Annotated in this window: 15 protein-coding genes; 8 read left to right on the forward strand and 7 right to left on the reverse strand. The window is 67.0% G+C overall.

From position 1 onward, the window contains the following. Together C1H66_RS18425 and C1H66_RS18430 are read right to left on the reverse strand one after the other, a co-directional pair. Nucleotides 1-190, reverse strand: a 190-nt coding sequence (locus C1H66_RS18425; protein WP_146010745.1) for a hypothetical protein, incomplete at its 3' end; no start/stop codon positions are given. Then, nucleotides 150-443, reverse strand: a complete 294-nt coding sequence (locus C1H66_RS18430) for an FAD assembly factor SdhE (protein ID WP_102629339.1) — start codon at nt 441-443, stop codon at nt 150-152. The genes C1H66_RS18430 and C1H66_RS18425, both read right to left, overlap by 41 nt. A 202-nt stretch (nt 444-645) precedes the next feature. On the opposite strand from C1H66_RS18430, the gene C1H66_RS18435 reads away from it, so the two are divergent. The 3 genes from C1H66_RS18435 to lapB all read left to right on the forward strand — a co-directional run bounded on the left by C1H66_RS18435 (nt 646) and on the right by lapB (nt 2,497). Then, on the forward strand, nt 646-942 hold the full coding sequence (locus tag C1H66_RS18435) for an integration host factor subunit beta (protein WP_102629340.1): 297 nt from the start codon (nt 646-648) through the stop codon (nt 940-942). A 67-nt stretch (nt 943-1,009) separates the two neighbouring features. Next, nucleotides 1,010-1,315, forward strand: a complete 306-nt coding sequence (locus C1H66_RS18440; RefSeq protein ID WP_102629341.1) for a lipopolysaccharide assembly protein LapA domain-containing protein — start codon at nt 1,010-1,012, stop codon at nt 1,313-1,315. After that, entirely contained in the window at nt 1,316-2,497 is a 1,182-nt protein-coding gene (gene lapB / locus C1H66_RS18445) for a lipopolysaccharide assembly protein LapB (protein WP_102629342.1), read from the forward strand. A 3-nt stretch (nt 2,498-2,500) separates the two neighbouring features. On the opposite strand, the gene pyrF is transcribed toward lapB, so the two are convergent. Then, complete coding sequence (gene pyrF, locus C1H66_RS18450; protein ID WP_102629343.1) at nt 2,501-3,202, reverse strand: orotidine-5'-phosphate decarboxylase; 702 nt, start codon at nt 3,200-3,202, stop codon at nt 2,501-2,503. Nucleotides 3,203-3,425: 223 nt separating this feature from the next. On the opposite strand from pyrF, the gene C1H66_RS18455 reads away from it, so the two are divergent. Further along, nucleotides 3,426-3,707, forward strand: coding sequence for a ComEA family DNA-binding protein (locus C1H66_RS18455; protein WP_102629344.1), 282 nt, complete (start codon nt 3,426-3,428; stop codon nt 3,705-3,707). Nucleotides 3,708-3,752: 45 nt separating this feature from the next. Here the strand turns inward: C1H66_RS18455 and C1H66_RS18460 are convergent, their stop codons facing one another. Then, a complete protein-coding gene (locus C1H66_RS18460) occupies nt 3,753-4,514 on the reverse strand; it encodes an SDR family oxidoreductase (RefSeq protein ID WP_102629345.1) in 762 nt (253 codons plus the stop codon). A 286-nt stretch (nt 4,515-4,800) separates the two neighbouring features. Between C1H66_RS18460 and C1H66_RS18465 the strand changes: the two genes are divergently transcribed. From C1H66_RS18465 to groL, 3 genes are all read left to right on the forward strand, one after another. Continuing rightward, complete coding sequence (locus C1H66_RS18465) at nt 4,801-5,328, forward strand: FxsA family protein (RefSeq protein ID WP_102629346.1); 528 nt, start codon at nt 4,801-4,803, stop codon at nt 5,326-5,328. 220 nt (nt 5,329-5,548) lie between these two features. After that, nucleotides 5,549-5,842: a co-chaperone GroES gene (locus tag C1H66_RS18470; RefSeq protein ID WP_102629347.1), complete on the forward strand. Its 294-nt coding sequence runs from the start codon at nt 5,549-5,551 to the stop codon at nt 5,840-5,842. A 78-nt stretch (nt 5,843-5,920) separates the two neighbouring features. Then, nucleotides 5,921-7,564: a chaperonin GroEL gene (groL, locus tag C1H66_RS18475; RefSeq protein WP_102629348.1), complete on the forward strand. Its 1,644-nt coding sequence runs from the start codon at nt 5,921-5,923 to the stop codon at nt 7,562-7,564. Nucleotides 7,565-7,639: 75 nt separating this feature from the next. On the opposite strand, the gene C1H66_RS18480 is transcribed toward groL, so the two are convergent. Beyond that, nucleotides 7,640-9,826 (reverse strand): NAD(P)-binding domain-containing protein, encoded by a 2,187-nt coding sequence (locus tag C1H66_RS18480; protein WP_205738695.1) that lies wholly within the window; start codon nt 9,824-9,826, stop codon nt 7,640-7,642. A 140-nt stretch (nt 9,827-9,966) separates the two neighbouring features. Here C1H66_RS18480 and C1H66_RS18485 point away from each other — a divergent pair, with 140 nt between their 5' ends. Then, entirely contained in the window at nt 9,967-10,701 is a 735-nt protein-coding gene (locus C1H66_RS18485; protein WP_102629349.1) for an RNA methyltransferase, read from the forward strand. Nucleotides 10,702-10,751: 50 nt separating this feature from the next. Here C1H66_RS18485 and C1H66_RS18490 read toward each other — a convergent pair whose 3' ends face one another. Together C1H66_RS18490 and C1H66_RS18495 are read right to left on the reverse strand one after the other, a co-directional pair. Continuing rightward, a complete protein-coding gene (locus C1H66_RS18490; protein WP_102629350.1) occupies nt 10,752-12,104 on the reverse strand; it encodes a Na+/H+ antiporter family protein in 1,353 nt (450 codons plus the stop codon). A 325-nt stretch (nt 12,105-12,429) separates the two neighbouring features. Further along, nucleotides 12,430-13,455, reverse strand: coding sequence for an Lnb N-terminal periplasmic domain-containing protein (locus C1H66_RS18495; RefSeq protein WP_240618394.1), 1,026 nt, complete (start codon nt 13,453-13,455; stop codon nt 12,430-12,432). Nucleotides 13,456-13,518 lie beyond the last annotated feature (63 nt).

The raw sequence follows: 13,518 nt of genomic DNA on the forward strand, positions 1-13,518 counted from the left end.
GAAGCTCCCCCCGCGGCCGGCGACGCCCCTCGATCACCAGCACGCCGGCCAGGCTCACGATGGCGAGCGAGGCAACCCATGCCGGGGCGAACCACAGCGCCAGCCCGGCCACGACCAGCACCAGCAGCAGATGGACGGCCAGGGCCAGCCTAGACGGGACGATGCGCAGCGCTATCGGGGTGTTCGGCATGCTCGACGATCATCTGCACGATGCGCCGGCGCATCGGTTCCTCCGGCCACTCGCGCCGCATCAGCCAGGCGAAGAGGTCCTGGTCCTCCTCGTCGATCAGCGCTCGGTAGGCGGCCTGGTCCGTCTCGCCCAGGGCGTCATAGCGCTGTTCGAGGAAGGGAATCAGCAGCAGGTCCAGCTCCCACATGCCGCGGCGGGAGTGCCAGTAGAGCCGCTTGCGCAGGGCAGCGTCCGTGGACGATTGTTCGCTCAACGTCGACCTCGACAGTCCGGATGAATGTGGCGCCAGTATACCCGAGCCCCCTCCAGGCAGCAGCATGCACCGGCCCGCACGGGACCGCCCCAACCTCTATAGTCGTAGTTCGTTGTTTTATCACGATTTGCGCAGTATGCTTTAACAAAACAACAACGCTGGGAACAGACAGGCCCCAGGCACGAATGCATGGAGAGAGCCGATGACCAAGTCAGAGTTGATCGAGCAGATTGCGATGCGGCAGCCCGAGCTGTCGGTCAAGGAAGTCGAAGCGGCGGTGCGACTGATCCTCGACGACATCACCGACACCCTGGCCGAAGGGGGGCGCGTGGAGATCCGTGGCTTCGGCAGCTTCTCGCTGCACTATCGCGAGCCCCGGGTCGGCCGCAACCCCAAGACCGGCGAACCGGTCGCGCTGAGCGGCAAGTTCGTGCCACACTTCAAGCCCGGCAAGGAGCTGCGCGAGCAGGTGGATGCCAGTCGCGCCCTGGGCTACTGAGGTCCACTCCACCTGGCGGGTTCCGATTTCCATTGTCATACCGACTGACATCACAGGGGACACATTCATGCGTTGGCTCAAAGGCCTGATCCTGGCCATCATCCTGCTGGCGGTTCTGCTCATCGGCATCCTGTTCGCCGTCAACAACCAGCAGGCGCTGCCCCTCAACCTGATCTGGATCGAGCTTCCCGCGGCCTCGCTGTCGGTATGGTTGCTGGCGGCCCTGGCCTGCGGCGTGTTCCTCGGCATGCTGGCCATGAGTGGCGTCTATCTCCGCCTGCGCACCCTGCTGACCCGCGCCCAGCGCCACAATCAGCAGCAGCGCAAGGAGCTCGACCGCCTGCGCATCCAGGAGATGAAGGAACTCCCCTAAATGCCCGATGTTCTGCTGCTGGCGCTGTTGTTGGCAGCGGTGGCCATCGGCTGGTGGCTAGGCCGCCGCGAACGCAGAAAACACCACGATCCCGCGCCGTCGACGCCCCTTGCACGGGATTATTTCGTGGGCCTCAACTATCTGCTCAATGACCAGCAGGATCGGGCCATCGAGACCTTCGTCACGGCCCTCGAGGTCAACAGCGAGACCATCGAGACCCACATCACCCTGGGCAACCTCTTTCGCACCCGCGGAGAGGCCGACCGCGCCGTGAAGATCCACCAGAACCTGCTCGCCCGCCCGACCCTCACCGCCCTGCAAAGCGACCGCGTACAACTCGAGCTGTCACGCGACTTCCTCAAGCTGGGGCTGCTCGATCGCGCCGAACGGTTGCTGCAGAGCCTGGTGCGCGACACCCCGGACGAGGAGATCCGCCAGGCGGCCAAGCGACTGCTGGTCGACCTGCTGGAGCGTGAAGGCGAATGGAGGGCGGCTCTCGACGTGGCGCTGCCCCAGATGGTGCGCCAGCACGACGATATCCGCCGCGCCGCCGCCCACTGGCTCTGCGAGCTGGCCGAGCAGGAGCGGCACACCTCGAGCCCGGCGCTGGCACGGCGCCACCTGCGCCAGGCGCTGGCCACCGACGAGCGCTGCGTGCGCGCCAACCTGCTGCTGGCCGGCATGGAGCACGATACCGGCCACTACAAGCAGGAGATCCGCCTCCTCAGGCGCATCCCCGACCAGGACCCGGCCTTCGCCCCCACCATCCTCGAGCCACTGGCCCGGGCCTATCGCCTGATGGACGACGAGGAGGGCCTGATCCAGTGCCTGCGAGAGCTGCTCGAACGCGCGCCCTACACCAGCGTGATCATCCTGCTCGCCGAGACGCTGCGCCAGCGCGAGGGCCTGCAGGCCGCCATCGACCTGGTCGGCGAGCAACTCGACCGGGAACCGAGCCTGGGCGCGGTGGACTACCTGATGGACCTCTACCGACACGACGGCCAGGGCCAACCCGCCGAACGTATCCTGCTGCTCCAGCGCCACACCCGCACCCTGCTCCACGCCCTGCCCCGCCACCGCTGCCGGCGCTGCGGCTTCGCCGGCGAGCAGCTGCATTGGCAGTGCCCCAGCTGTCGCAGCTGGGGCACCACCAAACCGATCACCGGTATCGAGGGCGAGTAGCGCTCACTCCCCGGCCAGTTCCGCCTCGATGGCGGAAAGCGCCGCCATGGGGTCCTCCGCCTGGGTCACCGGACGCCCCACCACCAGATGGGTACTGCCGGCCGCCAGGGCGTCGCTCGGTGCCATGATGCGCCGCTGATCGCCGACAGCCGCAAAGCTCGGGCGAATGCCCGGCGTCACCTTCAGGAAGTCATCACCACACAGCGTACGCAGCCGGGCCGATTCCCTGGCCGAGCAGACCACGCCGTCCATGCCACTGTCGCGGGCCAGCATCGCCAGGCGCTCGACCTGCTCGGCGGGACTCGCGGCGACCCCCACCTCGGCGAGGTCCGCCGCCTCCATGCTGGTCAGCACCGTGACCGCGATCAGGTGGGTCGAGAGGCCATGTCGGTCGAGTCGCTCGCGGGCGGCCTCCATCATGCGCCGCCCGCCGCCGGCATGGACATTGACCATCCAGGTGCCCTGCTCGGCGGCGGCCTGCACCGCACCGGCCACGGTATTGGGGATGTCGTGGAACTTGAGATCCAGGAACACTTCGAACCCGCGCCCGTGCAAGGCTTCCAGCACGTCGGGCCCGCTGCGGGTGAACAGCTCCTTGCCCACCTTGACCCGGCAGCGCGCGGGGTCCAACTGGTCGGCCATGCACAGGGCGGCATCCAGGGAGGGGTAGTCGAGGGCGATGATCAGCGGCGAATCGGTGGACACGGACCGGTCTCCAGGCAGGTGGGCATTGGGCAGATAGCACGATGCCGCCAGTATATCAGCCCTGGCGGACGGCCGATGTGGGAGAAAACCTGCAACGATCATGGCAACTGGCCGACAGCCATTGGCGGCGATGACCGACCCTGCACCCGCGAAGCTCGCGCTAGCTTGATAGAGGCACCCGCGGGGTGTCTAACGCCAAGAGGAACCGAAAGGGAGAATCGACATGACACAATGGACCAGAGGGATCGTCGCCGCGATGCTGCTCGGGCTGCTGCTGGGCCTATCGTCCATGGCGGCACTGGCCCAGGAGGTAGCCCCCATCAACGTCAACACCGCCGACGCCGAACTGCTCACCGAGCTCCCGGGGGTCGGACCCAGCCGGGCTGAGGCCATCATCGAGTATCGCGAGGCGAATGGTCCCTTCGAGAGTGCCGACGACCTGGTGAACGTCAGCGGCATCGGTGCCAGCACCGTCGAGGGATTGCAGGACCAGGTGGAGTTCTAGCCACTCCGGGCGGGCCAGCGTTGGCCCGCCCTCAGCGACACCGCCTCACAGTCGCAAGCCACCATCGCACTCGATGACCCGGCCACTGAAGTAGTCGTTCTCCATGATGAAGGCCACGCTCTCGGCGATGTCCGCCGGCTGCCCCAGTCGGCCCAGCGGCACCCCGGCGGCGAGCTTGTCGAGCATGTCCTGGCGCATCGAGGCGGTCATGTCGGTCTCGATGAAGCCCGGTGCCACCGCCCCCACGCGAATGCCGTAGCGCGCCAGCTCCCTCGCCCAGGTCGTGGTCAACGCCACCACCCCGGCCTTGGCCGCGGCATAGTTGCTCTGCCCCATGTTGCCGGCCCGCGAGATGCTGGAGATATTGACGATCACGCCCTGGCACTCCGCCTCGATCATCTGGGCGGCCGCCTCGCGTCCACACAGGAAGACCCCGGTCAGGTTGACGTCGATCACCTGCTGCCACTGCTCCAGCGACAGGGTCTTCTCGACCCGCCCCTCCTTCGCCTTGACCAGCAGGCCATCGCGAAGGATACCGGCATTGTTGACCAGGCCGTTGACCGGGCCCAGGGAGGCCGCGATGTCACCGAAGGCCTGCTTGACCGATGCCTCGTCGGCCACGTTGACCACGAAACCGCGCGCCTCGATGCCGGCGCCGTGAAGGCTGGTGACCGCCAGGTCGAGGGAGGCGGCATCCACGTCGAGCAGAGCCGGGGTCGCCCCCCGGCTCCCCAGCAGATGGGCCATGGCGAGGCCGAGGCCGCGGGCGCCGCCGGTGATGGCGACAATGGAACCAGTGAGCTTCATATACGCGTCTCCAGGGGAAAGGGTCGTGTCGCCTGCGCGGGCCCTGGCAGCAGCCCGAACGCCACGCCTGCGGAGCACTCATCCTGTTATTATGCAACCACTATTCAGCCACTATTCAACCACTATTCAACCACTATTCAACCACTGTTGTGCACTGCATCATTACCATATCGGGATATGGAAGCCTATTCCACCTTCGCCGAAGCAGGATCGGTCGGACGGCCCGTCGCTTGATTTTTTTCCTGCCGCCCCCATTCTCAGCGCAACTGTCATCCGCGGAGTCGTCATGCCCTTTCTGCTTCTCTTCTCTCTCTTCGCCCTGCTCGATTTCGTCATCCTGTTCTCCGTCGGCAGCCAGATCGGCCTGCTGACGACCCTGGCCCTGGTACTGGCCACCGGCTTCATCGGCCTGCACCTGATACGCCGCGAGGGGGTCGCGACCTTCGCCCGGGCCCAGGAGCGCATGGCGCGGGGCGAGGTACCCTCCGGCGAACTGCTCACCGGGGCGGCACTGATCTTCGGCGGCGCGCTGCTGATGGCGCCAGGCTTCCTCTCCGACGCCCTGGGGGTCATCTGCCTGCTCCCCAACGCCCGCCGCCTGCTCGGCCGCCTGCTGGGATGGCTCGGCATCCGCCTGCAGCACCGCACGGGGCACGGCCATGGCGCTCGCCCCGACCAGGGGCCCGATGCCGACTGGCAACAGGCCGGCCGGGGAGACGACGCCGCGCGACAGGAGCAGGCAACGTCCAGCAGCGGCTCCCGGGAGGCACCGCTGGAAGGCGATTTCATCGGCCGCGACGAGCGGCACCGTTGAGCGAGCGCCGGGCATGAATTTTTTTTCTTCGGCGCCCTTGAAAGCCCCTGCCCAGCCCCCACTTCTCGCTCAGCAACAGGCTTCGGCACGGGGTCAGCCCCGGGCCATCGACAGGGAAGGCGATTCGTCGCCTCCACCTCGCGGCCCGTCCGCGAGGGTGATGATGAACCGCCATGGCAGTGACGTCATGGCACAGCAAACCATCAGGAGAACGTGAGCAATGAACATCCGTCCCTTGCACGATCGCGTCGTCGTCCGTCGCGTGGAAGAAGAACAGAAAACCGCTGGCGGCATCGTGCTCCCGGGTAACGCCCAGGAAAAACCGACTCGTGGCGAGGTACTCGCCGTCGGTAATGGCCGGATTCTCGACAACGGCGATGTCCGTCCGCTGGATGTGAAGGCCGGCGACACCGTGATCTTCAAGGAGGGCTTCGGCGTCGAGAAGCAGAAGATCGATGGCGAGGAAGTCCTGATCATGAGCGAGTCCGACATCCTGGCCGTGGTCGAAGGCTGAACGGCCCGACGCTACGCCGAGACTCGCTCGCATACCGCTCAAATCTGACGTTCACGAACTCATAGGAAGACTTCGAAAATGGCAGCAAAACAAGTCAAGTTCTCCGACGACGCCCGCAAGCGCATGGCCCGTGGTGTCGACATCCTGGCCAATGCCGTCAAGGCCACCCTGGGGCCCAAGGGCCGCAACGTGGTGCTCGAGAAATCCTTCGGCGCCCCGACCGTGACCAAGGACGGCGTCTCCGTCGCCAAGGAGATCGAACTCAAGGACAAGTTCGAGAACATGGGTGCCCAGATGGTCAAGGAAGTCGCTTCCAAGACCTCTGACGTCGCCGGTGACGGCACCACCACCGCCACCGTGCTGGCCCAGTCCATCGTCACCGAAGGCATGAAGGGCGTGACCGCGGGCATGAACCCGATGGACCTGAAGCGCGGCATCGACCAGGCCGTCGTCGCCGCGGTCAAGGAGATCCAGAACCTGGCCGTGCCCTGCACCGAGCGCAAGTCCATCGCCCAGGTCGGCACCATCTCCGCCAACGGCGACTCTCGTATCGGCGAGATCATCGCCGAGGCCATGGAGAAGGTCGGCAAGGAAGGCGTCATCACCGTCGACGAAGGCCGTGGCCTGGAAGACGAGCTGGAAGTGGTCGAAGGCATGCAGTTCGACCGCGGCTACCTGTCGCCCTACTTCGTGACCAACCAGGACACCATGGCGGTCGAGCTGGAAGACCCCTACCTGCTGCTGGTCGACAAGAAGATCTCCAACATCCGCGAACTGCTGCCGGTGCTGGAATCCGTCGCCAAGGCCGGCAAGCCGCTGGCGATCATCGCCGAAGACATCGAAGGCGAAGCGCTGGCCACCCTGGTGGTCAACACCATGCGCGGCATCGTCAAGGTCGCCGCCGCCAAGGCACCCGGCTTCGGCGATCGTCGCAAGGCCATGCTGCAGGATATCGCCATCCTGACCAACGGCACCGTGATCTCCGAGGAAGTGGGTCTGACCCTCGAGCAGGCCACCCTGGACCACCTGGGCAGCGCCAAGCGCATCACCATGTCCAAGGAAAACACCACCATCATCGATGGTGCCGGTGGCGAGGGTGACATCGAAGCCCGCGTCAACCAGATCCGCGCCCAGATCGAAGATACCTCCTCCGACTACGATCGCGAGAAGCTCCAGGAGCGTGTCGCCAAGCTGGCCGGCGGTGTCGCCGTGATCCGCGTCGGTGCCGCCACCGAAGTGGAGATGAAGGAGAAGAAGGCCCGCGTCGAGGACGCCCTGCACTCCACTCGCGCCGCCGTCGAGGAAGGCGTGGTGCCTGGCGGTGGTACCGCCCTGGTCCGCGTGCTGACCAAGATCAAGGACCTCAAGGGCGACAACGAGGACCAGACCCACGGTATCGCCATCGCGCTGCGCGCCATGGAGTCACCGCTGCGTCAGATCGTCACCAACGCCGGCCAGGAAGCCTCCGTGATCCTCAACGAGGTCAAGGCGGGTGAAGGCAACTTCGGCTACAACGCCCAGACCGGCGAGTTCGGCGACCTGTTCGAGATGGGTGTGCTGGACCCGGCCAAGGTGACCCGCTCTGCGCTGCAGTCCGCCGGCTCCGTGGCCGGTCTGATGATCACCACCGAGTGCATGATCGCCGACGACCCGGAAGAGAAGGACGCTGCTCCGGACATGGGCGGCATGGGCGGCATGGGTGGCATGGGCGGCATGATGTAACCAGCCCCCTGACCCACCAGGCACGCGCCTGATCGACCCCCGCCGGGACACCGGCGGGGGTTTTTTATTGCAGAATCAGGACAGCTCCAGGCCCGCGAATCCGGCGTTGGCCACCGCCTCGCAGTGCTGTCGGTACTCGCGCGCTCCGGCCGCGTAGATGGTGACAACGCGCGGCTTGCCCGGGGTATTGGCGCCGAAGAACCAGGAGTCCCTCATCGCCGCCAGCACGGACGCGTCGGCCACATCAAGGACATGCCGGGTCCACTCCTCCTCGGCAACAGGGGTCGGCACGACGCGCGTGGCCCCCTGGCGCCGCATCCACTCGATGCAACGCACGATCCAATCGACGTTCTGCTCGATGCAGCGTCCCGCGTTACAGAGTGCCGCGGCATTGTGCGGGCCGTTGACGATGAACAGGTTGGGAAAACCGCCGACGAGCAGACCGAGGAACGTCTTCGGCCCCGCCTGCCACTTCTCGGCCAGCGACAGGCCGCCGGCTCCGCGGATATCGATCCGGCTCAATGAACCGGTACCGGCATCGAAGCCGGTGGCGTAGACGATCACGTCGAGCGGATGCTCATCCCGCGAGGTACGAATGCCTCCCGGCGTGATCCACTCGATGGGCGTCTCCCGCAGATCCACCAGGGCGACGTTGCCGCGGTTGTAGGTTTCGTAATAGCCGTTCTCCAACGGCACGCGCTTCGTGCCGAAAGGATGGCTGGGTAGCAGCCGTCGCGCGGTCTCGGGGTCGTGGACACGCGCCAGGATCTTCCGACGCAGGAAGTCGCAGGCGTGCTCATTCACTTCGAAGCTCATCATCAGGTCGGCAAAATTGCCGAACCAGAACGCGAAGCCGGCCTTCTGCCAGAGCTCCTCGAACTTGGCTTCCCGTTCGGCAGCGGAAACCGCCAGCCCGGAGCGGGGATCGAAGGTGTGAATGAACCCGCCGTAGGACTCGCGGCAGGTGGCCAGGATCCGTGTCCAGTCCCGACGGATCTCGCGGCGGTCGGCATCCGTCAGCGGCCGATTGCGCTGGGGAATACAGTAGGTGGGGGTGCGCTGAAATACCGTCAGGTGTGCGACGTCAGGCGCGATGGTCTGGATCACCTGCACCCCCGAGGCGCCGGTGCCGATGACCCCGACGCGCTTGCCGCCCAGTTCCACGCCGGCCGGCCATCTCGCGGTATGAAAGCTCTCGCCCGAAAAGTCGCTCATCCCCGGGTAGTCGGGCAGCTGTGGCACCGACAAGGTCCCTGTCGCGGCGATCAGGTAGCGCGCGGTCACGCGCTCGCCGGTGCCGGTCTCGATCCGCCAGAGCGCCTCAGCCTCGTCAAACGTTGCGGCAAGCACAGGCGTGCCGAGCCGTAGGTGCCGGCGCAGGCCGAAGCGGTCGACCACGTGGCGAAGGTAGCGGGCAATATCGGGCTGGGTCGGGAAGAGTTCCTGCCACTCCCAATCCCGGAGCAAGGCATCGGAGAACGAGAAACCGTAGGTATGGATCTCCGAATCGACCCGCGCGCCGGGATAGCGATTCCAATGCCAGACGCCCCCCACCTCGCTGCCGCCCTCGTACACCCGCGCGCGCAGCCCCATCCGGTTGAGTCGTTCCAACGCACAGATGCCCGACAGGCCGGCCCCGATGATGACGGCATCCAGGGCCGCGGCCCCCTGGCGCGGCGCGGATTGGGGCGGCCGCGACGCGGACTGTGAGGCGAAGAGCCCGGGCGGTTCGGGATCGAGTTCGGTGCACCGCCAGACGCTTGTCGGAACGATGCCGGCGGTTCCCAGGCATTGGGTAACGCCATGGGTGTCACCTCCCTCCACCAGGCAGATCAGCCGGCCATGATGTCGGGACAGGAAAGTTCGGATGACCACCGCACCGACCGTTGCCAGGGCGTCAAGGAGCGCACTCGTCGTCGGCGCGATGTCGCTCGGGTCGAGCCCATCGAGAGCGAGTCCTTCGAGAGACAGCTCCACCAGGACACGGTCGCTAGCAACGGTGGGCGACTCCGTGACCGCTGCGCCCATCGCCTCCGCCGGCCAGACCGGGGTTCCGGCCGCCCCCTGCTGGCGCAGCACCAGGCGTACGGACTCCGCGTCCCGGGCCTGGTACCAGCACAGCATGCGCGTGCCGTCGTCCGCCAGGTAACAGCGCCGCCAGCGGACCCGGTGGAGCGTCAGACAGGCATGGATCGCCAACCGCCGCAGACCGTCGCGATCGAGCGGCGCCACCAGGGGAAGGATCGAGATGAAGTCGTTCATCCGGGCAGAGAGGCCGGCCGAGGGGATGCCTAGCATCTTGCGCCGTCGCGACGGGCGAGGCAAGCACGCCGGATAGCGTAGAATGTCCTCCTCCAGGCGCCGAGCGCCGCTCTTTCAACTTGCCTTGTCCCCTTGCCCCTATGCTCTCCAACATCCGTATCGTCCTCGTCCAGACCTACCACCCCGGCAACATCGGCGCCTCGGCCCGGGCCATGAAGACCATGGGCCTGACGGACCTGGTGCTGGTCAATCCGCGCCGCTACCCCGACCCCGAGGCCTCGCGCCTGGCCGCCGGGGCCGAGGACCTGGTCGACCAGGCCCGGGTGGTGGCCTCCCTCGAGGAGGCCGTGGCCGACTGCGTGCAGGTGGTGGGGGCCAGCGCACGGTTGCGCAGCCTGCCGCTGCCCCACTTCGACGAACCCGACGCGATGGCCGGCGAGCTGGTGGGGCATGCCGCCCATGACCCGGTGGCGCTGGTGTTCGGGCGCGAGCGCTTCGGCCTGACCAACGACGAGATCCGCTGCTGCAGTCACCAGGTGAGCATTCCCGCCAACCCCGACTACGGCATCCTCAACCTGGCCCAGGCGGTACAGGTGCTCGCCTACGAGGCATTCAAGGCCTGGCGTCGTCGCCCGGAGAGCGACTACCGGCCGGCCCGTCCCGCCGGGGAGCGGCAGCCCACCCGCGAGCAGCTCGGCCACTTCCACGACCATCTGGGCCGGGTGATGCAGGCGAGCGGCTTTCTCACCCAGCCCCACGCCCGCACCGAGGCCCAGCTCCAGGCGCTGTTCGCCCGCGCCCGCCCCAGTCGCAAGGAACTCTCGCTGCTGCGCGGCCTGCTCGGTTCGCTTGAGCGTCACCTGCCGGATAAATGAAAACGGCGGCCACCCGGGCCGCCGATCTCACCTCGTCACGTCGATGCGGGTCACAGCAGCATCGCCGCCAGCCAGCCGAAACCGATCAACGGGATGTTGTAGTGCAGGAAGGTGGGCACCACGCTGTCCCAGATATGGTCGTGCTGGCGGTCGACGTTCAGCCCCGAGGTCGGGCCGAGGGTCGAGTCCGATGCCGGCGAGCCGGCATCACCCAGCGCCGCCGCGGTGCCGACCAGGGCCACCGTGGCCAGCGGCGAGAAGCCGAACTGCACCGCCAGGGGCACGAAGATCGCCGCGATGATCGGGATGGTCGAGAATGACGAGCCGATGCCCAGGGTGATGAAGAGCCCCACCAGCAGCATGATCAGGGCCGCCAGGCCGCGATGGTCGCCGATGATCCCGAAGCTCGACCGCACCAGGGCGTCGATCTCGCCGGTGGCGGTCATCACCGCGGCGAACCCCGAGGCCGAGATCATGATGAAGCCGATCAGCGCCATCATGCGCATGCCGCTGGTGAAGAGATCGTCCGCCTCGCGCCACTTGAAGATGCCGCCCAGCGACAGCAGCGCGAAGCCCACCAGGCCGCCCAGTACCATGGAGCCGGAATAGAGCTGGATGCCCAGGGCGGCGACGATGGCCAGGCCGGACATGACCAGCCCCAGGGCATGCGGCTCGACGTGTCGCTCGGGGTGGTGGTGCGGCACGTTGCTGGTGATCACCTCCAGCGCCTCGTAGTCCCTCGGCCGGCGATAGCTGAAGCAGAGTGCCACTACCAGGCCCAGCGCCATGCCGGCCACCGGCACGCCCATGGCCAGCGGCACCAGGCCGCGGCCGATCTCCAAGCCCAGCGCCTCGCCGGCGCGGTTGATGTTGGCCAGCAGGATATCGTTGAGGAAGATGGCGCCGAACCCCACCGGCAGCAGCATGTAGGGGGCGGTGAGGCCGAAGGTCAGGGCACAGGCGACCGCGCGACGGTCGAGACGCAGCTGGTTCATGACCTTGAGCAGCGGCGGGATCAGGATCGGGATGAAGGCGATATGCACCGGAATCAGGTTCTGCGACGAGATCGCCACCAGCAGCACGGCCCCCAGCAGCAGCATCTTCACCGCGGCCTGGCGCTTCGCCGAGGCCTCCTGCCCCAGCAGGGCGATCAATCGCCTCGCCAGCAGGTCCGGCAGGCCGGAACGCGAGATCGCTACCGCAAAGGCCCCCAGGGTGGCATAGGCCAGCGCCACCTTGGCGCCGCCCCCCACTCCGTCGTTGAAGGCGGCGAGGGTCTCTTCCACCGAGAGTCCACCGGCCAGCCCCCCGACCAGGGCGCCCACCACCAGGGCCAGGACCACCGACACCCGGGCCAGCGACAGCCCGACCATCACCAGAACCGCTAGAATCACCGCATTCATGGCAAGATTTCCATCGAAAATAGGGTTATGAGCGCACGAAAGCGGCGGATTCTACCAGAATGCTCGGCTCATCGGTGAGGATCCCCCCTATCCCGCCGGTCATCGGAATGTCATCCGCCGGTGATCGAACTGTCATCCTGCTGGGCGATAAAGGAGATACCCGCCAGGCGGGAGAGGCAAGGGACACTGCCACCCCCACGCCAGGGATGCGAGGGTGCAGGGAGCACTCGAGGGAGACCCGGGGCTGGAAGGCCTGGGTCGAAGCATCGGGACGATGCCCAGGGAGGAGCCGCATGCCGCCACGACGCTCGCCGTCGTGGCGTTTTTATTCGCGGTGAGCGAACGACTCCCAACCCGGCACGCCCTGACGGATGCATCGCGAGAAGTCCGCGGCCTCATGGGCCCGGCGAGCCCGTTCGGTGATATCGCCGAGCCGGCGCAGCTCGGCCAGGGTGTACCCCTCGACGAGCCCGCCGTGATCGAAGACATAGCCAGGCAGCAGCCCGGTCAGCAGCAGGCGATGGTCCATGGGCAGCCCCTCGATGATGCCGCGCATCATGGCGAACACCAGGGTGGTGCAGTTGGCGGTGATGGTGTGATAGAAGCGCGGTTCGCGCTCGAGCCGGCCGGCCATCTTGACCAGCGCCAGCAGCAGCTCTCGCCGGTCTTCGGGCGAGAGGGTGACACGGTAGAGGGCGACCCGTTCCTCGCGCACGTTACTGCGCAGGCGCACCGCATCGCGCTCGTCGGCGGCGATGATCGCCAGCTCGTACTGCTTGAAGAAGCCGCCGATCTCCGAGAAGCGCTCGTGTCGCTCGCGGCGCACCTCCACCGAGAAGGCGACGAAGTCGCCGTCACCGCCCTCCTCGCCCAGGAAGCCGAAGCTGATCAGGACATGGGCGATGCCGGGACGTCCCCAACTGGAGATGAAGAGATCCACCGATGCGAGCCGGTCCAGGTCGTACTGCCGGCTCTCCCACTTCGCCACGGCCTCGTCCGCGCTCAGCCAGGTGAAGTGGCGGACATGGTGCAGCGTCAGCCGATTGCCCTCGAGCTCGCCGGTGGCCAGATGGGCCACGTCCTCTGCCCAGTCGAGGTCCTTCGCCGGCCGCAGGCCGCGCCACCAGACGAACAGCGCGGCCATCTGCACGACCATCCCGGCCAGCGGGGCCAGTCTCGCTCCCTTCCAGGCCAGCAGCAGCCAGATGCCGCCTGCCGTCACCCAGCCCGCGACCACCAGCCTCCGACCGACCGCAGGCAGCGGCAGCCGATGGCCCAATGCCAGCGCTCCCCAGGCGGTGCAGAGCAGCAACGCCAGGCGCAACAGGCCGTCCATGAATGCAATGATCATCGTTGCCCTTTCGTCCCGGATCGCGAGCAGGCTACCACGCCCGGGGCGTCGACGCGGTCAACG

This window comes from Halomonas heilongjiangensis, assembly GCF_002879645.1.
Classification (GTDB): Bacteria; Pseudomonadota; Gammaproteobacteria; order Pseudomonadales; family Halomonadaceae; genus Halomonas; species Halomonas heilongjiangensis.

Coding starts and splice junctions, on each gene's coding strand:
- C1H66_RS18470 (WP_102629347.1), top strand. CDS start 5,549: ATGAACATCCGTCCCTTGCACGATCGCGTCGTCGTCCGTCGCGTGGAA.
- C1H66_RS18435 (WP_102629340.1), top strand. CDS start 646: ATGACCAAGTCAGAGTTGATCGAGCAGATTGCGATGCGGCAGCCCGAG.
- groL (WP_102629348.1), top strand. CDS start 5,921: ATGGCAGCAAAACAAGTCAAGTTCTCCGACGACGCCCGCAAGCGCATG.
- lapB (WP_102629342.1), top strand. CDS start 1,316: ATGCCCGATGTTCTGCTGCTGGCGCTGTTGTTGGCAGCGGTGGCCATC.
- C1H66_RS18480 (WP_205738695.1), bottom strand. CDS start 9,826: ATGAACGACTTCATCTCGATCCTTCCCCTGGTGGCGCCGCTCGATCGC.
- C1H66_RS18440 (WP_102629341.1), top strand. CDS start 1,010: ATGCGTTGGCTCAAAGGCCTGATCCTGGCCATCATCCTGCTGGCGGTT.
- C1H66_RS18455 (WP_102629344.1), top strand. CDS start 3,426: ATGACACAATGGACCAGAGGGATCGTCGCCGCGATGCTGCTCGGGCTG.
- C1H66_RS18495 (WP_240618394.1), bottom strand. CDS start 13,455: ATGATCATTGCATTCATGGACGGCCTGTTGCGCCTGGCGTTGCTGCTC.
- C1H66_RS18490 (WP_102629350.1), bottom strand. CDS start 12,104: ATGAATGCGGTGATTCTAGCGGTTCTGGTGATGGTCGGGCTGTCGCTG.
- C1H66_RS18465 (WP_102629346.1), top strand. CDS start 4,801: ATGCCCTTTCTGCTTCTCTTCTCTCTCTTCGCCCTGCTCGATTTCGTC.
- C1H66_RS18485 (WP_102629349.1), top strand. CDS start 9,967: ATGCTCTCCAACATCCGTATCGTCCTCGTCCAGACCTACCACCCCGGC.
- C1H66_RS18460 (WP_102629345.1), bottom strand. CDS start 4,514: ATGAAGCTCACTGGTTCCATTGTCGCCATCACCGGCGGCGCCCGCGGC.